The sequence below is a fragment of the Paucibacter sp. B51 genome (genome assembly GCF_027863535.1).
Taxonomy (GTDB): Bacteria; Pseudomonadota; Gammaproteobacteria; order Burkholderiales; family Burkholderiaceae_C; genus Paucibacter_A; species Paucibacter_A aquatilis.
Genome location: NZ_JAPIVN010000001.1, coordinates 3190702 through 3214111 on the forward strand (window position 1 = coordinate 3190702; position 23410 = coordinate 3214111).

Sequence of the window (23410 nt, forward strand, 5' to 3'; positions counted from 1 at the left end):
CCCGGATCTCAGTCCTTGCCGGCCGGCGCTTCCGGCGCGTTGACGCCGTAGCGGTCGGCCTGGCGATCGCCGCGCACCCAATGGGTGTAGACATCGGGCGTGATGGGCAGCATTTCGGCGTTCCATTGCTCCCACAGGGCGCGCATCGTGGCCAGGCGATCTGCTTGAGCCGATGCCAGATTGGCGCGCTCGCGCGGATCGCGGCTGAGGTCGAACAGGAATTCATGCTGGCGGATGCGCAGGTACTTCATCGTGCCCTCGCGCAGCGCCCGCTGGCCCTGGGCCTTGTAACGCCAGAACAAGCGGCGCGCCTGGAGCGGCTGTCGGCCTTGCAACACAGGCAGCAAGTCGATGCCGTCGCTGGCCAGAGCGGGCGCTGGCGCGCTGGCGGCGGCCAGCAAGGAGGGCAGCATGTCCATGCTGATGGCGGTTTGTTCACTGACGCCAGCCTGCAGCCGCGCCGGCCAGCGCAGGATCAGGGGCACGCGGATGCCGCCTTCCAGCAGCTCGGTTTTCTGGCCGCTGAAGGGCCAGGTGCGCGAGAAGCGTTCGCCGCCGTTGTCGCTGGTGAAGACCACCAGGGTGTTGTCCTCCAGCCCTTGCTCGCGCAAGGCTTGCAGCACCCGGCCGATGCCTCGGTCCATGGCCTGCACCATGCGGCCGTAGGTCTCCAGGCTGCCGCCGTCGTGGTGCAGCAGGCTCTTGAGCTGCCCGGCCAGGGCGGCATCCTCCGGGCCTTCCCAGGGCCAGTGCGGGGCGGTGTAGTGCAGGCTCAGGAACAGGGGGCGAGGGTCGGTCTTGCAGGCCTGGATCACTTCGACCGCCCGGCTGCTCAGCAGGTCGGTGTAGTAGCCCTGGGTGTCGAGCAGGCGCTCGCCGTCCCAGAAATCGACCTGCGCTTTGGGGCCGGTGCTGTCCTTGTGATTGAAGTAGCCGATGCCGCCGCCGAGATTGCCGTAGAAGCTTTCGTAGCCGCTTTTCAGCGGGCCGAAGGCCGGCGGGTGGCCGAGATGCCATTTGCCGACCAGGGTCGTGCGGTAGCCGGCCGCGCGCAGCTGGCCCGGCAGGGTGGGGTGATCGGGAGGCAGGCCGTGGAGCGAGTCGCGGCTGGGAATGGGCTCTTCCAGGCCCACGCGCAGGCGGTACTGGTAGCGGCCGGTGATCAGCGCCGTGCGCGTGGCCGAGCAGACCGGTGAATTGGCATAGGCCTGGGTCAGGCGCTGGCCTTGCGCGGCCAGGCGGTCCAGCACCGGGGTGCTGAAATCGGTCTGACCATAGCAGCCGAGATCACCCCAGCCCAGGTCATCGGCCATGATGAAGACGATGTGGGGCGCGGCGCCGGCCGGCTTGGCGGTATCAGCCGCCAGGGCCGAGGCCGAGCCGGCCCCCAGGCCCAAACCGGCCGCGGCGCCCAGGCTGCGCTCCAGCCAGTCGCGTCGGCTCCAGTGGCCTCGGTGGGGGGGTGAATCGCTCATACCGGTCTCCGCGGGGATGCAAAGCCGGGCATGCTAGCGCCGGCGTCGGGCCCAGCCCCCCGGGGATTCACTGGTAGCTGCGCAGAATGGCGTTCAGCCGGCCTGATTTCTGCAACTGCTCCATGGCCCGGCGCAGGGCGCGCAGCGTCTCTTCCGACAGATCGCGGCGGGCGTACAAGCTGTAGTTCTTTTCGTTGACGACAAAGGGCGGCGCGAAGCTGGCGCGATCGATGCCGGTCTGGCGCAGGGCGTAGCTGAGCAGGTAGTCGGAGGAGATCACGGCGTCGAGCCGCTCCAGGGCCAGCATGCGCACGCCCTGGAAAGGGTCGGCCATGGGGAACTTCTGGATCGCTTCGTCGTTGTTGATGCTCTCGTCGTAGAAGGCCCCGCGGGCCACGCCCAGCAGGTGGCCGCGCAGCTGGCTGACCTGGCTGATGCCGGCGGCTTTGCGCGTCAGCACCACGAACTTGAAGCTGTGAAAGGGCACGATTTTTTGGGCCAGGGCGTCCAACTCGGGGCCGTCGACGCCCACCACCAGATCGGCGCTGCCGTCCTTCAGCCCCAGGGCCAGGCGCACGTAGACGGCGGAGTTGATGCTGACGGCCAGCTCGGCCTGCTGGGCCAAGGCATTCATGATCTCGATGTGCATGCCGGGCCGTTGGGCCTCGCCGCGCAGGGTGTAGGGCGCCACATCGTTGATCAGCACGCGCAGCGGCGCCGGCGGCAGGGCCGGCGCAGCGGCCACGGCGCCTTGTGCCGCCGCAGGGCGGCCGGACCACAGCAAGCACAGCGCCAGCAGCGCTGCCCGGCAGGAGGGGCGCAATTCAACAAGCATGCGGCAGTTTAGTGCCGCTCTTTCTTCGCCTTGCGCTGACCTGGCACCGACCTGGCGCCTACTCGCTCAGCAGCAGCACACTGGCGCAGGCCGGCAGTTGCAGGCGTACGCGGTGTCCGCCATCGAGCAGCTCCAGCACCACCGGACCCGCATGCCCCGGCTGCACACCGCGCCACTGGCGCACCTGCAGGGGCAGCTGCCAGACGGGGATCTCCAGGCTCAGGGCTTGATCACCGCGGTTCACGGCCACGACCGTGGCCTCCCAATCGGTGTGGCGCGCAAACACCAGGGCCTCATCGCGCACCGTCAAGGTCTGCACCACGCCGTGGCGCCATTCGCCGCGGCTCTGGCGCAGCTGGATCAGCGCGCGGTAGTGCTGGAACAGGGGCAGGTTCCACTGCGCGCGGTCCCAGGGGAAGGGGCGGCGGCAGTCCGGGTCTTGGCCGCCGGGCAGGCCGATCTCGTCACCGTAATAGACACAGGGCGCGCCCGGGCTGGTGAAGAGCAGGGTGGCTGCCAGGGCCATGCGGGCCGTGTCTTCGCCCAGCAGGGTGAAGAAGCGCGAAGTGTCGTGGCTGTCCAGCAGATTGAGCTGGGCCAGCTGGTTGGCATAGGGGATGGTGGCGCGGCCGCGCGCCAGCCAGCGCTCGAAGGCCACGGTGCTCAGGCGGATCGGCTGGTAGGCCACGTCCAGCCCGGCCAGCCAGGCGCGCACCGGGTGGGCGAAGCCGTAGTAGTTCATGGCCCCGTCTTCCTGCTCGCCCTGCAGCCAGCGCGTGGCCTCGGCAAAATGCTCGCCCAACACATAGGCCTGGTCGTTCTCCTGCTTGATGGCCTGGCGGAACTCGCGCACGAACTGGGCGTTGTTGCGCGCCCCGGGGCCTTCGCCCAGCATGTGGATCACGTCGAGGCGCCAGCCGTCAATGGCATAGGGTGGGCGCAGCCAGTGGCGCAGCACGGCGTCGGGCCCGGCGTAGATGGCCTGGCGCAGCGCGGCCGAGCTGAAATCCAGCACCGGCAGGGAGTCATAGCCCTTCCAGCCCAGAGGCCGGCCCTGGCCGTCGAAGGCATAGAAGCTGCGGTAGGGCGAATGGATCGACTGCGCCGCGCCCAGCTCCGCATGCACACCGGTCTGGTTGAACCAGGGGTGGTTGACGCCGGTGTGGTTGACCACCGCATCCAACACCAGCCTCATGCCGCGCGCGGCGGTGGCCTCGCGCAGCTCGACCAGGGCGCGGTTGCCGCCCAGCTGTGCGTCGACTTGAAAGTAGTCGTCGCAGTCGTATTTGTGGTTGCTGCCCGAGCTGAAGATGGGGTTCAGGTAGAGGGCGCTGATGCCCAGCTCCTGCTGCAGATAGTCGAGCTTCTCGATGATGCCGGGCAGGTCGCCGCCGTAAAAGCTGTTGGCCGCATGGGCCGGGTCCACCGGCTCATGCCAGGCCGGCTCCACCACCGCGCGCCCGGCCTGGCCGGGCAAGACCTGACCCTGGCGGCTGGGTGGCCGCGGGCTGTGCTCGGCGGCATGAAAGCGATCGGGAAAGATTTGATAGAAGACCTGCTCGCGCACCCAGTCGGGCGGCTGGTGCTGGCGATTCAGGCGGAAATGCAGGCTCTCCGGCGGCAGGTGCTCATGTGCGCCATCGGCCGCCAGCCAATGCTGCGTGCCATCGACCAGCACCTTGAAGGCATAGAGCGTCAGCGCATCGCCATGGTTCCAGGGCAGCCAGGCCTGCCAGCGGTGCAGCTGGCCCTGGCGCCCGACGTAGTGCATGGGGATCAGCTGCTCTTCGTTGTCGGGCTGGCTGCGCAGATAGACCTGGTCCAGCTGTTCGCGTTCGCTGAGCAGGCTGATCTTGCAACCCTCGGGGCTGCGCTGCACCCAGGGGCTGATCTGCGGATGGACCAGGAGCAGCGAATGGGAATCAAGCAGCATGGGCAGGTCTTTCGGGTTCTCGGTCTTGGGGCGGCCAGGGCAGGCCGATCCGGGCCGGCATTCTGCGCAGAGCCCGGCCCCTGATGCGTCCGCCCCGGGGGTGGAATCTGGGGTGGAGGCAAGGCGAGGGCCGGCTCTCAGCGCGGCACGGTGCGGGCCCGCTGCATGGCTTCTTCGCGCGAGCTGATGTGCAGTTTGGCGTAAAGCCGGTTGATGTGGGTCTTGACCGTGGTGACCGAGACGAAAAGCTGGGCGGCGATCTGCTCGTTGCTGAGCTCGCTGCCGATCAGCTGCAGCACCTGCCACTCGCGCCGGGTCAGGCCGAAGGGCGGCGGGTTGGTGTGCTCATCGGCGCGGCTCGCGGGCTGATCGTGCGGGCGAGGGGTGTTGCGCTGGGTCTCGGGCATGAGCGAGGCTTGAGTCGGCCCGCCGCGCAAGACCTGCAGCCAGTGGCGCGCGTTCTGGCGCGCCAGCGGGTGGTGGACGATGGCCGGCTGGGCCAGCAAGGCGGCCAGCGGCCCGACCAGCTTGGGCGCCAGCAGGCGCACGCGGTTCAGCGTCTCGTTCAGCTGCTGGGCGCTGCGCAGGGCCTGCAGGCCATCTCGCAGGGCGTCCAGCCCGGCGCCGCCGGCCGGCTGGCTCAGCGCCCGCAGCAGCGCCTGCTGCCAGGCCAGTCGCTGCAGCCCGCGGGCCTGCATGGCCTCGGCCCAGGCCGCGAGGCGCGCATCCGGCCAGGGGCGGGCTGCCAGCAAGGCAGCGCAGCCCTGCAGCCAGGCGCGCTCGAAATCGAACAGCGAGGCCGCCGTGGGTACAGGGGCAGCGGCGCTTTCCGCGCCCGTCTCCAGTGCCGCCCAGTGCAGCAGGCGCGGCATCTGGTGTTGCAGGGAAGCGAGGTGGATCTGCGCCTGCAGCAGGCGGTTGCGCCAGCGCTTGCAGTAAAAGGTGTGACTGTCGCGCTGGCTCAGGGCCTCGATCTGTCGCGCGGCCGCCTCGACCTCGCCGCTGTTCAAGCCGGCCTGCGCCTGGTCCACCAGGCGCGGGAAGGCGAAATAGTCCTCGGCCGGCAGCGGGCCGTCCAGCAAGCCCAGTTGCTGCCGCAGGGCCTGGGCCTGCGCGGCGAAGAAACGGGCGCTCTCGCCGGGCTCGGCCCCGGCCTCGTCGTCCAGCTCCAGATGCACCTCGGCCAGGGCTTCCAGGGCTTCGATCTGCAGCAGGCTGCAGTCGTCACGGCGTGCGCCCTTGAGTGCCGCCGTCAGCGGCGCCAGGGCGGCGCGCGGCTGCCCGGCCGCCAGCCAGGCGCGGCCCAGGGTGGCCCGGGCCATCAGGGCCGGCAGGATCAGGTCGTTGGGGAAGGCCGCGATGGCCGCTTGGGCCTCGGCCACGGCCCGGCTGCTCTGGTCAAACGCCAGGGCGACGCGGGCTTGCAAGGTGGCGCGCAAGCCCTCGCTCAGCCCTTCAGCCGCCGGCAGCAGGCGTTCCACCGTGTGGGGCTCGCCCACGGCTTCGATGGTCCAGGCCAGGCGCAGGCCCAGCAGATCCCCGCGCTGCAGCGCGGGCTGCAGCAGATTGGGTTTCAGCAAGCGGCCCGCCAGCTCCTGCTGCGGGCTCAGCAGCAGGGCCCAGCCGGCGCGCTCCAGCACCTGCAGCTGCAGGCCGGCCCAGCCGTGCTCCAGCGCCAGGCGCGCCGCCAGCAGGGGCTGGGGGCTGCGCAGCAAAAGTTCCACCGCGCGGCTCAGCATGGCGTCGAAGCTGGCGGGCTCCCGCTCGCGCCAGCGCTGCACGGCGCTCAGGCCCTCGGCCACCTGGTCCGCGCCGCCGGCGGTCAGGGGCGGCAGCTCGCGCGGAGCACAGGCCAGCGCGGCAGCCAGCAGGGCCGGGTCCTGCGCGCCGGGCTCACCGCCGAGCAGGGCCTGCAAGGCCAGGCGCCGGCTGGCCAGGTCCAGGCTGGGCGGGAGGGCCGTGGCGGTGACAGAGGGGCTCAGCAAGGGGCGGGCTAAGAGCTGGGGTGGTGGGTGAAGCCGGGGCCGCCAGCGCGCCAGGCCTCGGGCGGTGCGCTCGCCGCACCGGGATCGACAAGTTCCACTCCGGGGGTGGATGCCGGGCCGCGGCGCAGTGGCAACAATGCGCTGGCGCAAAGTCTACGTTCAATCGGCGCTGGGGCTTTGCGACCTGGCCGTACGCTGCTTCCTCAGCCGGCCTGTTTCACCGTTCTTGCTGCCCTCTCGCCTTGTCGTCTGCCTCCACCCCGCATCCCCAGCCCCGCCTGCTCAGCCTGGCCTGGCCCTTGTTCACCGAGCTGGGCCTGGGCATCGCCATCGGCCTGCTGGGCACGGCCCTGGCCGCCGCCATCTCGGACACGGCCGGCGCGGCCTTCGCCCTGGCCAACCATGTCTCGGCCATGCTGTTCATCCTGTTTCGCATCATCGGTGCCGGGGTCAGCGTGGTCCTGACCCAAAGCCTGGGGGCCGGCCGGCGCGATGCCGCCGATGCGGTGGCGCGCGCGGTGCTGGGCGCCAGCAGCTGGATCGGCGCCTTCAGCGCCTCGGTGGCCTTGCTGTTCGCCGGGCCGCTGCTGCGCCTGCTCAATGCCCCGCCCGAGGTGCTGCCTCTGGCCCAGCCGTTCTTGCAGGCCCTGGCGCCGGCGCTGCTGCTCGATGCCTGGAATGCCTCGATGAGCAGCGTGATGCGCGCGCACCTGCGCAGCCGCGAAGCGCTGGCCGTGGTGGTGGTGATGCATTCGGTGCACCTGCTGCTGGCCTGGCCGCTGATGCAGGGCTGGGGGCCCTTGCCGGCGCTGGGCCTGCCTGGCTTTGCCGTGGCACTTGGACTGAGCCGAGCGGTGGGTTTGAGCCTGCATCTGATGCTGTGGCGGGCGCGCCTGGATCTGCGGCCGCAGCGCAGCGATTGGTGGCGGCTCCCGCGCCGGGAGCTGTCGGCGGTCTTGCACATCGGCCTGCCCGGCGCGGCCGAGAACATCGCTTACCGCCTGGCCTTCATGGTCAGCGTGGCGGTGGCCGCGCTCTGGGGCGCCGGGGCCCTGGCCACCCATGCGTACGTGTCGCAGCTGATGTACGGCATCTTGCTTTTCGGTCTGGCCACCGGCTTTGCGGTCGAGATCGTGGTGGGGCATTTGATTGGCGCGGGGCAGCTGCACGCGGCCAACCGCCTCGTGCGGCGGGCGCTGGCGCGCGGCCTGGTGGTCAGCGTGGGGGTGGCTTTGAGTGCGGCCCTGGCCGGGCCCTGGCTGCTGGGTTTGTTCACGACGGACGCGGCCATCATTCGAGCCGGCAGCGTGCTGCTGTGGCTGACCGTGCTGCTGGAGCCGGGGCGCACCTTCAATCTGGTGGTGATCAACGCCCTGCGCGCAGCCGGCGACGCCCGCTATCCGGTGATGGCGGGGGCGGCATCCATGCTGCTGGTGCTGGCGGGCGGCGCCTGGTTTTTGGGCGCGTTTTGCGGCCTGGGCCTGCCTGGGGTGTGGCTGGCCTATGTGCTGGACGAGTGGATTCGCGGCCTCCTGATGTGGCGCCGCTGGAACACTTTGGCCTGGGTTCCCATGGCGCGGGCTGCACACAGGCGCTTGCGCTCGGCATGATTTGGCAGCGCGGCACACTTCGCCGTGCCTCGCGTCCGGCCCGCTGCGATACTGGTGGGGATGAGCCTGAAGCCCGAATTCCGCGTTTTGTTCCACGGTTTCCTGGCGGTCCTCTGGCTGGCCGTCAGCGGTCTGCCAGCGCAGGCGCAGGCATCCGAGCACGCAGCCCCACCTGCGGCACCCGTGCCTGCGGCTTCGGCTGCCTCGGTCGTACGGCTGCAGCCGGGCTCCGACGAACCCGATCTTGAAGAACTGCTGCGCCAGGAATTGCGCGAAGTGCCGCGCGAGGTCGAGGTTTCGGCCGCTTCCCGCTTCGCCCAGAGCGCCGCGCAGGCCCCAGCCGTCACCTATGTGGTCACGGCGGCCGAGATCCAGCGCTACGGCATGCGCAGCCTGGCCGACATCCTGCGCGCCATGCCGGGCATCCACATCAGTTTTGATGGCGGCTTCAGCTACATCGGTGCCCGCGGCCTGGGCCGGCCGGCCGATTTCAACAGCCGTTTGCTGGTGCTGCTGGACGGCATGCGGGTCAATGAGAACATCTACGACGCGGCCCTGATCGACGGCGACTTCTTTGCCGATGTTGACCTGATCGACCGGGTCGAGTACGCGCCTGGGCCGGGTTCTGCGGTCTACGGCAACAATGCCTTCCTGGGCGTGGTCAATGTGATCACCAAGCGGGTGGACAAGCTGCGTGGCTTCCAGCTGCGCAGCAGCCTCGACTCCGAGGGACAAAAGCGCCTGCGTGCCAGCTGGGGCTGGCGTGGCGAGTCGGGCTGGGAGGGCTGGCTTTCGAGCAGCCAGATGCAGCACAGCCGCCGCTCGCTCATGAACGAGTACCCGCCCGAACATGAGCCGGCCCTGCGCGCGCTCAAGTGGGCGCGTGATCAGCGCGTGCTGGGTGGTGTGCGGGGGGACGGCATCAGCCTGCAGGCTGGCTTCAGCAGCGTGCGCGAGGGCCTGCCGTATTTTTTGACCGAGGACACCTGGGATCTGGGCCAGTACAACAGCCGCGGGGTCAACACTTTTTACGCCCTCGACTACGAGCGCAGTCTTGGAGCTCACTGGGATCTGTCCTTGCATCTCTCGGGCAAGCGGGTGGATTTCCAGAAGCACTCGCCCTTTCTCGATGGCCCGGACACGGTGTCGTTCTACAACGAGCGCAGTCTGGGGCGCTGGATCAACGGTGATCTACGCCTGAGTACCCAGCTGTGGGCGGGGCACAAGCTGATGTTCGGCTTGGAGTACCAGCGCGACCTGGTTCAGCGCGTCTCTGCTGGTGCCGACGCTTACGGGGATCTCTTTGTCTTCGAAGGCGGCAACCGCCGCAACGGTCTGTTTGTGCAGGATGAATGGCGGCTCAATGATGCGCATCTGCTGGTCCTGGGTCTGCGCCAGGACCGGGCCCGCATTGGCGGCAGCAGCTGGAATCCGCGTCTGGCCTGGATCTGGCGGGCCCGGCCCGATGCCAGCTTCAAGCTGCTTTACGGCAGCGCCTTCCGGGCCGCCAATCTGTTCGAGTTCCAGGTCAACGAGCCGCGTGCCTTGCCGACACCGGAACCCGAGCGCGTGCGCAGCCTGGAGGCCGCCTGGGATCAGGCGCTCAGCCCGCAGCTGCAACTGCGGGCGTCGGCCTTTGTGTCGCGCTTGCGAAACCTGATCAGTCTCGATGATTCGCCCCAGCCTTACTTCATCAACAGCCCGCGCCTGCGCACCGAGGGGCTGGAGCTCGGCCTGGAAAAACGTTGGGACCAGGGCGCGCAGCTGCGAGCCTCGCTGTCGCTGCAGCGCACCCGCGACCCGCAAGGTCAGGGCCTGAGCAACTCGCCCCACGCCTTGCTCAAGCTGCACTACAGCCGGCCGCTGCTGGGCGACCGGCTGCAGCTCGGGTGGCAGCTGCAAGCCACCAGTCGGCGCCATACCGACGGCGAGGATTTGCCGGGTTATGTCGTGCAGAACCTGAACCTGCTCTGGCGGCCGGCGTCCGGTCATGAGCTGAGCCTCGGCCTCTACAACCTGACCCAGACTCGCTATTTCGATCAGCCCGTGGTGCAAGGCTACCCCTTGCCTCAGCCGCGGCGGAGCGCTCAGCTGAGCTGGACCTGGAGCTTCGAGTGATGACGAAGCGCCTGCCTGCCGCGACTCTGCAGCGCCGACGCCGCCAGGCGCTGGCCCTGCTGGCGCTGCTCGCCTCGGCCCTGAGCCCGGTGCGCGCCGGCCTGGGCCTCGACGATGCGCAGCTCAAGGCCGCCTTCATTTACCGCTTCGCCCAGTTCACCCAGTGGCCCGGGCCGCCGCCGCAGGAATTCAGCTACTGCGTGGCGAGCGCACCGGCGCTGCGCGAGGCCATGTCCGGCCTGCCGCAGAAGCCCCATGCCGTGGCGACGGTCAAGGTGCGCAGCGTCAGCGAACCGCAGCAGGCCCTGGGCTGCCAGGTGCTGGTGCTGGGCCTGAGCGAGCGGGCCGATCTGCTGCGTTGGCAGCAGGCCTTGGGGGCCGAGCCGGTGCTGGTGGTGGGCGACAGCGCCGAGGCTTTTCGTGCCGGCGTGTCGATCGCCTTGCTGGTGGAGCCCAATGGCCTGGCCTTTCGTATCAACCACAGCGAAGCCAAGCGCCGCGGCCTGAGCCTGAGCTCGCAGATGCTCAAGCTGGCGCGCGAGGTGAAGTAGCACCGGGCGCCGATTGCGCGGGTCGTGTCGGCCGCATGGTCCGTTTGCACCGGGCCTGCTTCACCGCCTTGTCACCCCTGGCTTGAAGAATGCGCCGCGTACGCAGGCCCCTGCTCCTGCGCCCCATGGAGCCTTCTTCCTCATGATCACCAAGACTTTTGCCCGCGCCCCGGGCGCCCTGAATACGCTGGTTCTGGCCCTGACCCTGGCGGCCGCTGCCACCTCGGCCCAAGCCCAAAGCAACACCCTGATCGGCTGGGCCAAGATGCCCGCCAACACCTTCTCGGACGGCCCGACCTCGGGCCAATTCGCCTCGGGCGCTGGCGGCAACCCGCTGCCCTTGCTGAACAAGCAGCCGGTGCAAGGCTTCTCGGCCGTGCTGAATGGCCCGAGCGCCGGCAGCTACCTCTTCATGCCCGACAACGGCTTCGGCACCCAAGGCAACTCGGCCGACACCTTGCTGCGCATGTACGCCGTTACGCCCGACTTCAAGACCATCTCGGGCGGCAGCGGCACGATCTCGGCTGCCAGCTACCAGACCGGCGCCAGCCTGCCGGCCTTCAATGCCGACAGTCGCATCACCCTGGCCGACCCGGACCGCAAGCTGGGCTTCAAGATCCAGGCCGACTACACCAACTATTACAACAACGCTGCCAACCCCCTGGTCGATGCCAGCATCCGCTCGGGCCGATTGCTGACCGGCGCTGACTTCGACATCGAGTCGGTGCGCAAGGACAAGAACGGCAATCTCTGGTTCGGCGACGAGTTCGGCCCCTTCCTGGTCAAGGCCGATGCCACGGGCAAGGTGCTGCGCACCGAAGTCGGCCTGCCTGGCGTGATGGCACCGCAGAACCCGCACCTCAACGGCGGCGTGGCCAATCTGCCAGGCTCGGGTGGCTTCGAAGGCATGGCCATCAACCCGGCCGGCGACAAGCTCTACACCTTGATGGAAAAGAGCGTGGCCGGCGACGCAGCCGGCACCCTGCGCATCAATGAGTTCAGCATCGACAGCGAGAGCTATACCGGCGCCAGCTTCCGCTACAAGCTCGATGCTGCGGGCGTGGCCATCGGCGACATGACGGCGCTGAACGACCATGAGTTCATCGTCATCGAACGCAACAACGCCACCGCCACCGCTGGCGGCACCCCCTTCAAGAAGCTGTTCCGCGTCGACATCAATCGCGTCGATGCCCAGGGTTATGTCAGCAAGACCGAGCTGGTCGATCTGATGAACATTGCCGATCCGAACGATCTCAACGGAGACGGCAAGACCACCTTCACCTTCCCCTTTGTCACCATCGAAAGCGTGTTGGTGCTGGATCAGAACACCTTGCTAATCGCCAACGACAACAACTACCCCGGCACGGGTGGCCGTGATCTGGGTTCGGACCCGACCGAGTTTCTGAAGATCCAGCTGGCCAACCCGGTGCCGGAGCCCAGCAGCTACGCCATGTTGCTGGGTGGTCTGGGTCTGATGGGCGCCTGGTTGCGCCGCCGCAAGCTGGCCTGAGCGGACCCAGCAAGGAGGGAGGGGGGGGGCTGGCGCCCCGAACCAAGAAAAACAGGCCGGTCGTCCGGCCTGTTTTTTTGCTCGCCCGCTTCAGGCTGGCTGCAGATCAAGATTGGGCCATTGCTCGGCCTGAATTTCGAAGCGGTGGTACCAGTCGGACGGCAGGGTACCGGCCCAGACCCGGTTGTGGTGGGGCTGCAGGCGTTTCTTGCCGAAGGTCAGCCGGGCTTCGGCCAGGGCCAGCAGGCTGTTGGCATTCCAGTCGCCACCGACCGGGCTGGCCGCGGCGCCGAGCGAAATGGTCAAGGGCGCCGGACCGTCCAGATCGGCGCAAGCCGCTTGCACGGCGGCGCGCAGCGCTTCGGCCTTCTCGTGGGCGGCCGCCAGATCGGTGGCCGGTAACAGCATCACGAATTCATCGCCGCCGAGATGCACCAGGCTGCCGCCCGCCGGTTGTTGGGCTTTGAGCAGTTCGGCCACACGCAGCAGCACGGCTTGCGCCTGGGCCTGGCCCTGGTCTTCCAGATAGGCTTTGAAATGGTCGAGGTCCATGGTCAGCACCGCCAGCGGCTGGCCCGCAGCGCGTGCGGCCGCGGCCGCCTGATCCAGATGACCTTGCAGGGCCGTGCGGTCCAGCAAGCCGTTCAACTCCAGTGTGTCGGCAATGAGATTGGGCATATCAGCGCTCTCCGGTCTAAGGAACGACCCCATCCTAAGCAGGGGGCCGAACCCGGAGCATGCTCCTTTTCCCGTGGGTCGCCAGCGGCCGGTGCGCCCTTTTCTTGCGCCAGATCAGCGGCTGTGCGAGGTCAGCCGGGCCAAGGGCGAGGCCAGGCTGACGCCGGGCGCAGCCCGCCGTGCGCCGCCGCGCGCCGGGCTGGCTTCTGCGCTGGATTCTTCCAACCGGTCTTGCGGGCTGGCCGCGATCAGGCCGGCCGGGTCGCGCTGCATGGCCACGCCGACCGCCAGGATGTCGATCACCAGCAGGTGCAGGATGCGGCTGACCATGGGCAGGTGGGTGGAGACGTCCTCGACATGGTCGATGATCAGGGCCACATCGGCCTTTCGCGCCAGCGGCGACTGGCCGGCCGTGATGGCCACCACATAGGCGCCGCGCGCCTTGGCTTTTTCCACCACTTCCAGCAGCTCGGGCAGGCGGCCGCTGTTGCTGATGACCACGGCCACATCGCCGGGTTTGAGCACATTGGCGGCCAGCAGCTGCAGGCGCGGGTCGGTGTAGGCGCAGCTGGACATGCCAAAGCGCAGGAACTTGAACTCTGCATCCTGCGCCACCACGCCGTAATGGCCGACGGCATAAAACTCGATGCGCCCGGCCTTGAGCAGCAGGGCGACCGCACGGTCGATCATGTCGCGGTTGAGTTGGCTGCGCACCTGCAGGATGGCCGAGGCCGTGTTGCCCAAGACCTTGGCGCCCAGCTCCAGCATGGAGTCGTCGCCCTTGACCTGGGTGTGGGTGACGGGCACGGTGCCGGTCAGGCCCGAGGCCAGGCGCAGCTTGAAGTCCGACAGGCCCTCGCAGCCCAGGGTGCGGCAGAAGCGGATGACGGTGGGCTGGCTGACGTTGGCGGCGCGGGCGATCTCGACAATGGGGTCGTTCAGGGCCGAGCGCGGGTGGGCCAGCACATGGTCGGCCACGCGCGCCTCGGCCGGTGACAAGCCCGGGCGGGCGCGGCGGATCTGGCCCAGCAGGCCGGCGCCGGGGGCTTCTTCCAGCGTGGCCAGCTGGGCTTGCAGAATCGCCGAGGCGCCCTTGAAGGTGGCGTGCTCGGCGGTGATGACAAAGGTCGGGATGCCGGCGACATAGTCGCTGAAGCGGCCTTTGTCCTCGAAGCGGGCGCGGAAGCTGGAGCGGTCGAAAGCCTCACCCAGGCGCGGCACGATGCCGCCGCCGATGTAGACGCCGCCCAGGGCGCCCAGGGTCACCGCCAGATTGGAGGCGGCTGTGCCCAGCAGGCCGCAGAAGACTTCCAGGGTTTCGACGCACAAGGCGTCGCTGGCATCCAGAGCGCGCTGGGTGATCTTGGGCGCATCCAATTCCTCGGCCTCCTGGCCGGCATGCTCGGCCAGGGCGCGGTAGATCAGCTCCAGGCCGGGGCCGGAGAGCAGGCGCTCAAAAGACACGTGGTCGTACTGCTTCCAGGCGTGGCGCAGGATGGCGATCTCTCGCTCGTCGCGCGGTGCGAAATTGGTGTGGCCGCCCTCGGTGCCCAGGGCGATCCAGCCGTCGCCGGCCGGGATCAGGCCTGACACGCCCAAGCCCGAGCCCGAGCCCAGCAGGCCGATCACGCTGGGCATGCGCGCCTCGCCGCCGCCCACCTGGCGCACATCGGCGGGTGAGAGCCGCGGCAAGGCCATGGCCAGGGCCGTGAAGTCATTGACCACGACCAGGGTGTCGAAACCCAGGCGCTGGCGCATCTCTTCGATCGAGAACTGCCAGTGGTAGTTGGTCATGCGCACCTGGTCGCCTTCGACCGGGTTCGCGATGGCAATGGCCGCGTGGGCGATATGGAGGGTGTCGGCCAAGCCCTTGAGATAGGCGCTCACAGCGGCATGGAAATCGGCGTGCTCGGCGCAGCGCAGGGAGGCGATCCGGCTGAACTCGCCCGGCGACGTCTCCAGAGCGAAGCGCGCGTAAGTGCCGCCAATGTCGGCAATCAGGCGGGGGGCGTCAAACGGAGGCAGAGAGGACATCGGCGTGGGCATCCAGGCAAGGGGCAGGGCGACTGCGCATTATCAGGGTCGCTCCTGGGCGGGGTAAGCCGGGCAGTCCCTGCCATGCCAGCAGCCCGGCGGTTCTGGTGTGCGCAGGGCGCCCGCAGGCTTGCGGCGGCAAGCACATATGGGGGTGATTTTGACTTGAATTTGTAGCTTCACTACTTTTTGTGAAGGCGGCAAGCCTGGCTTGTTGGCCGTGTTCCGTGTGGCTCAATCGGTACTCAGGGGACTTTCGCCCTAGGAATCGCCTCCCGGGTGGCGAGTTCTTGCCATTCCTCGGGTAGTCGCTCTTGCTATGTGAATGTAGTTTTGCTACCTTTTGCCTGTGCGAGGAGCGGGCCCAAAGGGCTGGCCGCGCAAGAACATGAGACGCAGCCGCCTTCCGGGTGGTCTGCCGCGAACGGGGACCGAGGATGCAGCGAGTAGATGTGATGGGCGTGGTTCTGGGGCTGAGGCCGGATCAGGGTGCGTGCGCATGAGTGCGATTGCGCCGCGTGCATCGGCTGCTGAGGCGCCGGCCTACCCGAGTTTGGTGGCGGATGTGGGCGGCACCAATGCCCGTTTCGGCTGGCTGGCGCAGGCCGGCGCTGCGGTGACGGACGTGCAGGTGCTGCCGGTGCGTGAGCATCGCAGCCCTTTGTCGGCCGTGCAGGCCTATCTGGCGCTGCAGCAGGCGCGCCTGGGCGCGGCCTATCAGGCGCCACGCCGGCTGGCGTTTGCTCTGGCCACCTCGGTCGGGGGTGATCGCCTGGAGCTGACCAATGCGCACTGGAGCTTTTCGCGCAGTGAGCTGCAGGCGCAGCTGGGGCTGTCCAGCCTTCTGGTGCTCAATGATTTCGAGGCTCTGGCCTTGTCGCTGCCGCGCTTGTCGGCGGCGCAGCTGCGCCAGTGGGGTGGTGCGCGGGTGCTGCCGGGTGAGGATCTGGGGGCGGCGGGTGCCTTGGCCGTGATTGGCCCGGGCACCGGCCTCGGCGTGGCCGGTGTGCTGCCTTCGCGCCACGGCTGGATGGCCTTGCCGGGTGAGGGCGGTCATATGACGCTGGCGCCGGCCGATGGCTTTGAGAGCGAGTTGCTGGCCCAGGTGCGCACCGAGTTTGCGCATGTCTCTGCCGAGCGCCTGCTCTCGGGCATCGGTCTGCCGGTGTTGCATCAGGCGGTGCGGGCGGTCTTGGGCGCGCCGCTTGCCGAGGCGCTGAGCACCGAGCAGATCGTCGAGCGCGGCTTGACCGGCGCGGATGCCTTTTGCGAGCGCAGCCTGGCCACCTTCTGTGCCTTGCTGGGCGGCTTCGCCGGCAATGTGGCGCTGGCGCTGGGTGCGCGTGGTGGGGTCTATATCGGCGGCGGCATCGTGCCGCGCCTTGGGGACTACTTCTTTGCCTCGCAGTTCCGTGAGCGCTTTGAAGCCAAGGGGCGCTTCCGTGCCTATCTGGAGGAGATCCCGGTGGCCTTGATCACCGACACCCTGGCGGCGCTCAGTGGTGCAGCCCTGGCCTTGGAGCAACAAGATGCGATCTGCCTGTAGTTTGATGTAGTTGAATTACAAGCCGCATGACTTTCAGTCTCGGTGATGCCCCTGATCTGGACTGGAAGTGGTATTGAAAACGCGTTAAATCGGCCGTTTTTTCAGAAAAAAGCGTCTAAAAATGGTTGCTTGGACGCAAAACTAGGGTTTACGTTTGTTGGTCTGAAAATCTAGTTTTGATACAAACTAGTTCAGACATCAGGTTCAAAGTCATGGCATCCGTCGCACCAGCGGCGGGGCAGGGCGGCGAAGGGTTCGTTGGTTCGGTCGTTGTTGAGTACGTAGCAAGCAGTCGAGATTCAGGAGACAAAAGATGAGTACTTCCGCAGAGAAGCGCAAGCAGGCCCTGGCAGTGCAGCGCGAGATTTTCAAAATCAACCCGGTGGCCGTGGGCTGCAGCCTGTTGATGTTGGCCACGGGTGCGTTTGCCCAACAATCGCCGGCCAAACTGGACACTGTGCAGGTGACCGGCATCCGCAAGGGCATCGAGGACGCCATCTCGGTCAAGAAGAACAGCGACTCCATCGTCGAGTCGATTTCTTCCGAGGACATCGGCAAGCTGCCTGACAACAGCATTGCCGAGTCTCTGGCTCGCCTGCCGGGTCTCTCGGCTCAGCGCGTGGCCGGCCGGGCTCAGGTGATCAGCGTGCGCGGCCTGTCGCCCGATTTCGCCACCAGCCTGCTCAACGGCCGTGAACTGGTCAGCACCGGTGACAACCGCAGCGTCGAGTTCGACCAATACCCCTCGGAGCTGCTCAGCGGCGTGACCGTGTACAAGACCCCGGACGCCGGTCTGATCGGCCAAGGTCTGTCGGGCACCCTGGACATGCAGACCGTGCGTCCGCTGAACTTCGGCAGCCGTGTCGTGGCCCTGAACGCTCGCGGCCAGCGCAATTCGCTCGGCGCCGCCGGCAATGCCAAGGCCACCGGCAACCGCTTCAGCGCCAGCTACATCGACCAGTACGCCGATCGCACGGTCGGTCTGGTGCTGGGCTATTCGCACCAGGAAACGCCGATCCAGGAAAACCAGGTGGGCCTGTACGAGCCCTGGGAAGCCGTGGGCAATGGCTGGCGTCCGGGCGTGGCGGCAGGCACCTTCTATTCGAACGGGATCAAGGCCCTGCGCCGCACCGGCTTCACCAAGCGTGACGCCTTGATGGCGACCCTGGAAGTCCGCGCCTCCAAGGCCTGGACCAGCGTGCTGGACGTGTTCCACACCACGGCCAAGCAGGAAGACACGGCCAACCAGTTCGAAGTGAACCTGGGTGACTACAACGGCACCAACGGCGCTTACCGCATCGACATCAGCAACGCACAGGTCAACGGCAACGGCACTTTCATCGGTGGCTCGGCGGCCAATCTGTTCCCGCTGGTGCGCGGCATGTACAACAAGCGCGAGGACAAGATCGACGCCGCTGGCTGGAACAACAAGTTCAGCTTCGGCGATGTGAAGGTCATCGCCGATGTCAGCTATTCCAAGGCCAAGCGCGATGAGCTGAACCTGGAGAACAACACCCAGCTGGCGCCGGTCGGTGCGACCTCGGCCTGGCTGGACACTCTGAAGCTCAACTATGCGACCGGTGGCTTCTCCACGCTGGCGCCCACGCTGAGCTATGCCGATCCGACCAAGCTGCTGCTGCGCGGCACGATTTACGGCTCGGGCTACGGCAAGGTGCCCAGCGTGGAAGACGAGCTCAAGAGCTTCAAGCTGGCCGCCACCATGCCGGCGCCGTCCCTGCTGAGCGGCATCTTCTCGGATGTCGAGGTCGGCCTGAACTATGCCGATCGCTCCAAGAAGAAGCGCCAGCCGGAAGGCAATATCAATCTGGGCAAGCAGGGCGAGACCGCCATCGGCTCTGAATTCCAGTACGGTCTGGTGGACCTGGGCTTTGCCGGCATTGGCAACATCCCGGCTTGGAACGTGCCGGGTGCGGTGGCCAAGTACATGACTTTCGAGCCCAGCTCGACGGCCGCGAACTACCTGATCGCCAAGTCCTGGGATGTCAACGAGAAGATCACCACCGGCTTCCTGAAGGGCTTCATTGACTCCAAGTGGGGCGGTGTGGATGTGCGCGGCAATGTCGGCTTGCAGCTCCAGCGCGTGGACCAGTCCTCGGACGCCATCCGCCTGACCGGCGGCGAGAACCCCAAGCCGGTTCACGACGGCAAGACCTACACCGACGCTCTGCCCAGCATGAACCTGGCCTTCGGTCTGAGCAATGACCAGACCGTGCGTGTCGGCCTGGCCAAGCAAGTGGCCCGCCCGCGTGTCGATCAGCTGCGCTCGGCCATCGAGTTTGGCGTGGGTGACACCGTGAACTCGCAAGGCTTCCGCGAGCCCGGCGCCAGCGGTGGCAATGCCAAGGTCGACCCCTGGCGCGCCGTGGCCTTCGACCTGTCCTACGAGAAGTACTTCGGCAACAAGGCTTACGTCGCTGCTGCCTACTTCTACAAGGACCTGAAGAGCTACATCTACACCCAGAAGATCTCGAACTACGACTTCTCGGCCTACCTGCCCGATGTCAAGCCGATCCTGGGTCCCGATGGCAAGCCTCTGCCGATTCAGCCCACCGGCACCTACACCGCGCCGGAGAACGGCAAGGGCGGCCGCCTGTCGGGTGTGGAGCTCTCGGCCTCACTGCCCCTGTCTTTGCTGACGCCGGCTTTGAGCGGCTTCGGCATCCAGGCCAGCGCCAGCTTCACCAGCAGCGGCATCAAGATCCGTGATCCGGAAAGCGCCTCCAGCGTGGGCAGTGGCGACATCACCCTGCCGGGTCTGTCCAAGCGCGTCACCAACCTGACGGCCTACTATGAGAAAGACGGCTTCGAGTTCCGCATCAGCAACCGCCGTCGTTCAGACTTCATCGGTGAGATCGGCAACTTCAATGGCGCTCGCACCCTGCGTTATGTCGTGGGTGAGAACATCACCGACGCGCAGATCGGCTACAGCTTCAACGATGGCGCCTTCAAGGGCCTGGGTCTGACGCTGCAGGTGAACAACCTCGGTGATGCCGCTTACCAGACCTATGCCGGCAGCAAGGATCGCCCGCTTGAGTACATCAAGTGGGGCCGCAGCTGGTTGGTGGGCGCAAGCTACAAGTTCTGAACCCTGCCTTGACCGCAACCCCTGCCGGCCGCCCAGCCCGCAGGGGTTTTTACTTTTGGGTAGGCCCAAGCCTCGGGCCCACAGGACCAGGAAACGCTGAATGAACGACGACCACTGCACCGCATCCGCTGCTCCCGCTTGGCGCCGACGCCATCTGCTCCAGGCGGCTGGCGCCGCTGCGGCCGCGTCGGCGGCTTCGGTCTGGCCCGGGTCGAGTGCCTGGGCGGCGGAACTGCCGGACGCCGGCCGCTTCATCCGGCCGGCGCAGATGACCGGCGCCGCGCTCTCGCCCGATGGCCAGCGCCTCGCCCTGCGTACGACCGGCCCGCATGGCCGCTGGATGCTCAGCGTCCTGCTGCTGGACACCTTGGCGCCCACCGTGGTCTACAGCAGCGAAGGCGCTGATGTGGGCCGCTTTCTCTGGGTCAACAAGGAGCGCCTGGTCTTTGATTTGCAAGATCGCGAAACGCCCGAGGGCCGGCAGGATGCGGCGCCCGGTCTGTTTGCTGTCGATCACGATGGCAGCCGCTTTCGGCAGCTGGTCGAGCGCCAGCGGGTGCTGGTTCGCAGCGGCAACGAAGTCCGCAGCCTGGAGCCCTGGAACACCTTTCTGCTCCATGGTGACACCCAGCGCCGTGGCGATGAGGTGCTGGTGGTGCGCCCCGAGGCCTACACCGACAAAGAGCTGGGGCATTTCAAGCTCCTGCGCCTGAACACGGTGACGGGTCGCAGCCGCGAGATCGACAGCCTGCCGCAGGCGCAGAGCTGGTGGTTCGATGCCGCTGGCCATCTGCGTTTGCAGCGCACGCTGGAGACCCCGGCTGCCACCTCTGGCGAACGCGCAGCGGCCCCGCGCGGCCGCTACCTTTGGCGTGATTTGGGCAGCGCCTCCGACAAGGAGGCCTGGCGCCCGATCGCCGAGTTCAACCCCATCACCGGCGAGGGCGACTTCCGCGTGCGCCACCTCGGCGCCGACGGCAAGCTCTATGTCAGCGCCCGCCGCCAGGGCGCCGACAAGCTGGCCTGCTGGCTGCTCGACCCGGCCAGCGGCCAATGGTCAGAGGCCCCGCTGGCCCAGCACGCGCAATTCGACATCGATGCCGAGGTGATCACGCGTCAGGACCGGGTGCTGGGCCTGCGCTTCAGCATCGACGCCGAGGTCACGCAATGGCTGGATGCAGACATGCAAGCCCTGCAGGCCCAGGTCGACAAGGTGCTGCCGCGCACCGCCAACCGCCTGTCCGTGCCTTGGAGCGGTGATGCGCCCTGGGTCTTGATCGAAGCCTCGGCCGACATCCAGCCCACGCTCTATTTCCTCTACAACCGTCAGACCCGCAAATACACCCGCCTGGGCAGCGAGCGGCCCGATGTCGAGGCCAAGCAGATGGCCGCCATGGACCTGCACCGCCTCAAGGCGCGTGACGGCCTGGAGTTGCCCGCCTGGCTGACCCTGCCCAAGGGCAAGAGCCTGGCCGACAAGCCGCGCTTTCCCCTGGTGGTGCTGATCCACGGTGGCCCCTGGGTGCGCGGTCCAGCCTGGGCCTGGGACCCCTATGTGCAGTTCCTGGCCGCGCGTGGTTATGCCGTGCTGCAGCCGCAGTTCCGCGGCACCTTGGGGCTGGGTCAGAAGCACGAGCGCGCCAGCTGGAAACAGTGGGGCCAGGCCATGCAGGACGACATCAGCGATGCCACCCGCTGGGCGATTGAGCAGGGCGTGGCCGACCCCGCGCGCATCGCCCTGATGGGTGCCAGCTACGGCGGCTATTCGGCCCTGATGGGCCTGGTGCGCGAGCCGGGCTTGTACCGCTGCGCCGTGGCCTGGGTGGGCGTGACCGATCTGAATCTGCTCTACAGCGTCAGCTGGAGCGACACCTCGGATGCCATCAAGCAGCATGGCATGCCTGTGCTGCTGGGCGATCCGGTCGAGGACGCGGCCCTGCTGCGCGCCCAGTCGCCGCTCAGCCATGCGGCCGCGATTCGCCATCCGCTCTTGCTGGCCTACGGTGAGAAAGACCGGCGCGTGCCCCTGATCCACGGCGAGGCCTTCCGCAAGGCCTTGCAGGGCGCGCCCGGCCGCGCGCCCGACAGCCTGGAGTGGCAGGTCTATGCCGACGAAGGCCATGGCTGGCGCCTGCCCGCCAATGACATCGACTTCTGGAACCGCGCCGCGCACTTTCTCGATCGCCACCTGGCGGAGGTTCGCAGCTGAGCCTTCCGCCAAAAGCTTTTTCAGAACGTTCTACAGTCCGGCCATGAGCATCGATTCCTCCGCCCTGGCGGCCCTGGCCGGCCGCTACTCTCAAGGCCCGAAGTACATGACTGCGCCGGCGCCGAGCCGCGCGCAGTGGCAGCAGGCGGCTGAGCTGGCCTTGCGCGCGCCCGACCATGGTGGCCTGCGGCCGTTTCGCTTTGTGCTGGTGTCCGAGGATCAGCGTGCGTTGCTGGCCGAACTCTTTGTCAATGCCGCTCGGCGCTGGGGCCAGAGCGAGGCCGAAGATCTGCAGCGCGCCCACGACCGCGCCTGGAACGGGCCCGGCCTGGCCGCCTTGATCGTGCGCCTGCGCGAAGGCGAGCCCGAGGTGCCGGCCCATGAGCAGCTGCTTTGTGCCGGGGCGGGTTTGATGAACTTCCTCAATGCCCTGCATTTGATGGGTTATGCCGCCAAGACCTTAAGCGGTGCCGCTCTGCGCGACCCGGCGCTGCAGGCGGCCTTCTGCCAACCCGGCGAGCAACTGCTGGCCTGGGTGCTGGCCGGCACGCCGCTGAAGCCGGCGGTGGCGCGTGCCAAGCCACGTGGGGACGTGGCGCACGCCCTGGCTGGGGAGGCAGACGAGCTCTGCGCTGACTGGGAGCCGCCGGTCTTCTGAGCGGGTTCGATCATCGTTGCAGCTTCGATTGACTCGGGACCCGCTGAATCCACACCGGACCGGGCTGCGTCTGAATACATCGAGATTGAGGAGTCGGTGCTGTTTGTGTAATCTTGCAAACACAGGGAACAGCGCATCGCCTGCCTGCGCCAAGACATGGGAGTTGTTGAGCTGCATAGGCTCTTTTCAGGAAAGAAGTACCGATGACGACCCATTTCCAAGACTTGTTCATGAAGCTGCCGATTCCGCTGTGCTGGGTGGCTTCCGATGGTGTGGTCCTGCAGATGAACAAGCGCTTCGAGTCGGTGTTTGGTTATTCCAAGAAGGACATGCCGATTCTTGACTGCTGGTGGCCCTTGGCCTACCCCGACACCAGCTATCGCGATTGGGTACGTCGCACCTGGAATGAGGCTTTGGCCTTGGCCGAGAAGCGCGACATCATTCCGATTGAGTATCGGGTCCGTTGCAAAAACCAGCAGACGGTGACCATGGAGATCTCGGGTATCACATTGGGCGATGGCTTCTTGGCGACTTTCATTGATGTCACCGAGCGCAACGCAGCGCAAGAACGGGTCCAGCATCTGGCCTTTTACGACTCGCTGACCGATCTTCCCAACCGCCGCTTGCTGGCCACGCGCCTGGAGCACTTGATGGCCAAGCTCAAGCGCAGTCAGCGCTGTGCGGCCTTGATGGTTGTGGATTTGGACAATTTCAAACCTCTCAATGACCGCTGGGGTCATGCAGCCGGTGATCAGGTGTTGGTGGAGGCGGCTCGGCGCATGGTGAATGTGGTGCGAGCCGTGGACACCGTGTCTCGCGCAGGGGGAGATGAGTTCGTGGTCTTGCTGGACGAGATCGATGCCGATGCAGAGCATGCCGCCCGCGTCGCGATGGACATCGCGCGGCGGCTCCAGACCAGCCTGTCGGCGGAGTTTGAGTTGTCCTTGGACAATTTGCTTGCACGAGGCGCCTGTCATCGGGGCAGCGCCAGCATCGGTGTGGTGCTGTTCGATGGCCGTGTTGCGCGGACGGAATCCTTGTTCGCTTGCGCCGACACGGCCATGTACGAGGTCAAGCGACAGGGGCGCAATGGTGTGCTGATGACTCGGGTTTGAGTGCTGGTTCTGTCGGCAGTGATACGTCTGGACCCGTGAGCCGGACG

15 protein-coding genes are annotated in these 23410 nt (G+C 67.2%); 9 read left to right on the forward strand and 6 right to left on the reverse strand.

What is annotated here, in order from left to right:
* Positions 1–8 precede the first annotated feature (8 nt).
* The 4 genes from OOB33_RS13740 to OOB33_RS13755 all read right to left on the reverse strand — a co-directional run bounded on the left by OOB33_RS13740 (position 9) and on the right by OOB33_RS13755 (position 6228).
* On the reverse strand, positions 9–1475 hold the full coding sequence (locus tag OOB33_RS13740) for a sulfatase family protein (RefSeq protein WP_271009091.1): 1467 nt from the start codon (positions 1473–1475) through the stop codon (positions 9–11).
* Positions 1476–1542: 67 nt separating this feature from the next.
* Positions 1543–2310 (reverse strand): substrate-binding periplasmic protein, encoded by a 768-nt coding sequence (locus OOB33_RS13745; protein WP_271009092.1) that lies wholly within the window; start codon positions 2308–2310, stop codon positions 1543–1545.
* Between the two features lie 58 nt (positions 2311–2368).
* Positions 2369–4243, reverse strand: coding sequence for a maltodextrin glucosidase (gene malZ, locus OOB33_RS13750; protein ID WP_271009093.1), 1875 nt, complete (start codon positions 4241–4243; stop codon positions 2369–2371).
* 137 nt (positions 4244–4380) lie between these two features.
* Positions 4381–6228, reverse strand: a complete 1848-nt coding sequence (locus OOB33_RS13755; protein WP_271009094.1) for a helix-turn-helix transcriptional regulator — start codon at positions 6226–6228, stop codon at positions 4381–4383.
* A 242-nt stretch (positions 6229–6470) separates the two neighbouring features.
* Between OOB33_RS13755 and OOB33_RS13760 the strand changes: the two genes are divergently transcribed.
* The 4 genes from OOB33_RS13760 (at position 6471) to OOB33_RS13775 (ending at position 12017) form a co-directional block, all read left to right on the forward strand.
* Positions 6471–7838, forward strand: coding sequence for an MATE family efflux transporter (locus tag OOB33_RS13760; RefSeq protein WP_271009095.1), 1368 nt, complete (start codon positions 6471–6473; stop codon positions 7836–7838).
* A gap of 60 nt (positions 7839–7898) precedes the next feature.
* Positions 7899–9956 carry a TonB-dependent receptor plug domain-containing protein gene (locus OOB33_RS13765; protein ID WP_271009096.1) on the forward strand — a complete coding sequence of 686 codons (2058 nt, stop codon included), beginning with the start codon at positions 7899–7901 and terminating at the stop codon, positions 9954–9956.
* The gene (locus OOB33_RS13770; RefSeq protein ID WP_171825877.1) at positions 9956–10507 is read left to right on the forward strand and encodes a YfiR family protein; all 552 of its coding nucleotides are present in this window, start codon (positions 9956–9958) and stop codon (positions 10505–10507) included. The genes OOB33_RS13765 and OOB33_RS13770 overlap by 1 nt, the downstream gene beginning before the upstream one ends.
* Positions 10508–10649: 142 nt before the next feature.
* Positions 10650–12017: an esterase-like activity of phytase family protein gene (locus OOB33_RS13775; RefSeq protein ID WP_271009097.1), complete on the forward strand. Its 1368-nt coding sequence runs from the start codon at positions 10650–10652 to the stop codon at positions 12015–12017.
* Between the two features lie 90 nt (positions 12018–12107).
* Here the strand turns inward: OOB33_RS13775 and OOB33_RS13780 are convergent, their stop codons facing one another.
* Together OOB33_RS13780 and OOB33_RS13785 are read right to left on the reverse strand one after the other, a co-directional pair.
* Positions 12108–12695: a GGDEF domain-containing protein gene (locus tag OOB33_RS13780; RefSeq protein ID WP_271009098.1), complete on the reverse strand. Its 588-nt coding sequence runs from the start codon at positions 12693–12695 to the stop codon at positions 12108–12110.
* A gap of 114 nt (positions 12696–12809) precedes the next feature.
* Entirely contained in the window at positions 12810–14729 is a 1920-nt protein-coding gene (locus OOB33_RS13785) for a glucokinase (RefSeq protein ID WP_271009099.1), read from the reverse strand.
* Between the two features lie 499 nt (positions 14730–15228).
* Between OOB33_RS13785 and glk the strand changes: the two genes are divergently transcribed.
* From glk to OOB33_RS13810, 5 genes are all read left to right on the forward strand, one after another.
* Positions 15229–16275 carry a glucokinase gene (gene glk / locus OOB33_RS13790; protein ID WP_271009100.1) on the forward strand — a complete coding sequence of 349 codons (1047 nt, stop codon included), beginning with the start codon at positions 15229–15231 and terminating at the stop codon, positions 16273–16275.
* A gap of 313 nt (positions 16276–16588) precedes the next feature.
* Positions 16589–19381, forward strand: coding sequence for a TonB-dependent receptor (locus OOB33_RS13795; RefSeq protein WP_102770023.1), 2793 nt, complete (start codon positions 16589–16591; stop codon positions 19379–19381).
* A gap of 100 nt (positions 19382–19481) precedes the next feature.
* Positions 19482–21590, forward strand: a complete 2109-nt coding sequence (locus tag OOB33_RS13800) for a S9 family peptidase (protein WP_271009101.1) — start codon at positions 19482–19484, stop codon at positions 21588–21590.
* 43 nt (positions 21591–21633) lie between these two features.
* Positions 21634–22248 (forward strand): nitroreductase family protein, encoded by a 615-nt coding sequence (locus OOB33_RS13805; RefSeq protein WP_165794725.1) that lies wholly within the window; start codon positions 21634–21636, stop codon positions 22246–22248.
* A 203-nt stretch (positions 22249–22451) separates the two neighbouring features.
* The gene (locus tag OOB33_RS13810; protein WP_271009102.1) at positions 22452–23363 is read left to right on the forward strand and encodes a sensor domain-containing diguanylate cyclase; all 912 of its coding nucleotides are present in this window, start codon (positions 22452–22454) and stop codon (positions 23361–23363) included.
* Positions 23364–23410 lie beyond the last annotated feature (47 nt).

Bases quoted from the DNA above. Each gene is read 5' to 3' on its own strand.
- OOB33_RS13775 (WP_271009097.1), top strand. From the start codon at position 10,650: ATGATCACCAAGACTTTTGCCCGCGCCCCGGGCGCCCTGAATACGCTG.
- OOB33_RS13785 (WP_271009099.1), bottom strand. From the start codon at position 14,729: ATGTCCTCTCTGCCTCCGTTTGACGCCCCCCGCCTGATTGCCGACATT.
- OOB33_RS13770 (WP_171825877.1), top strand. From the start codon at position 9,956: ATGACGAAGCGCCTGCCTGCCGCGACTCTGCAGCGCCGACGCCGCCAG.
- OOB33_RS13780 (WP_271009098.1), bottom strand. From the start codon at position 12,695: ATGCCCAATCTCATTGCCGACACACTGGAGTTGAACGGCTTGCTGGAC.
- OOB33_RS13740 (WP_271009091.1), bottom strand. From the start codon at position 1,475: ATGAGCGATTCACCCCCCCACCGAGGCCACTGGAGCCGACGCGACTGG.
- malZ (WP_271009093.1), bottom strand. From the start codon at position 4,243: ATGCTGCTTGATTCCCATTCGCTGCTCCTGGTCCATCCGCAGATCAGC.
- OOB33_RS13805 (WP_165794725.1), top strand. From the start codon at position 21,634: ATGAGCATCGATTCCTCCGCCCTGGCGGCCCTGGCCGGCCGCTACTCT.
- glk (WP_271009100.1), top strand. From the start codon at position 15,229: ATGAGTGCGATTGCGCCGCGTGCATCGGCTGCTGAGGCGCCGGCCTAC.
- OOB33_RS13795 (WP_102770023.1), top strand. From the start codon at position 16,589: ATGAGTACTTCCGCAGAGAAGCGCAAGCAGGCCCTGGCAGTGCAGCGC.
- OOB33_RS13765 (WP_271009096.1), top strand. From the start codon at position 7,899: ATGAGCCTGAAGCCCGAATTCCGCGTTTTGTTCCACGGTTTCCTGGCG.
- OOB33_RS13810 (WP_271009102.1), top strand. From the start codon at position 22,452: ATGACGACCCATTTCCAAGACTTGTTCATGAAGCTGCCGATTCCGCTG.
- OOB33_RS13745 (WP_271009092.1), bottom strand. From the start codon at position 2,310: ATGCTTGTTGAATTGCGCCCCTCCTGCCGGGCAGCGCTGCTGGCGCTG.
- OOB33_RS13800 (WP_271009101.1), top strand. From the start codon at position 19,482: ATGAACGACGACCACTGCACCGCATCCGCTGCTCCCGCTTGGCGCCGA.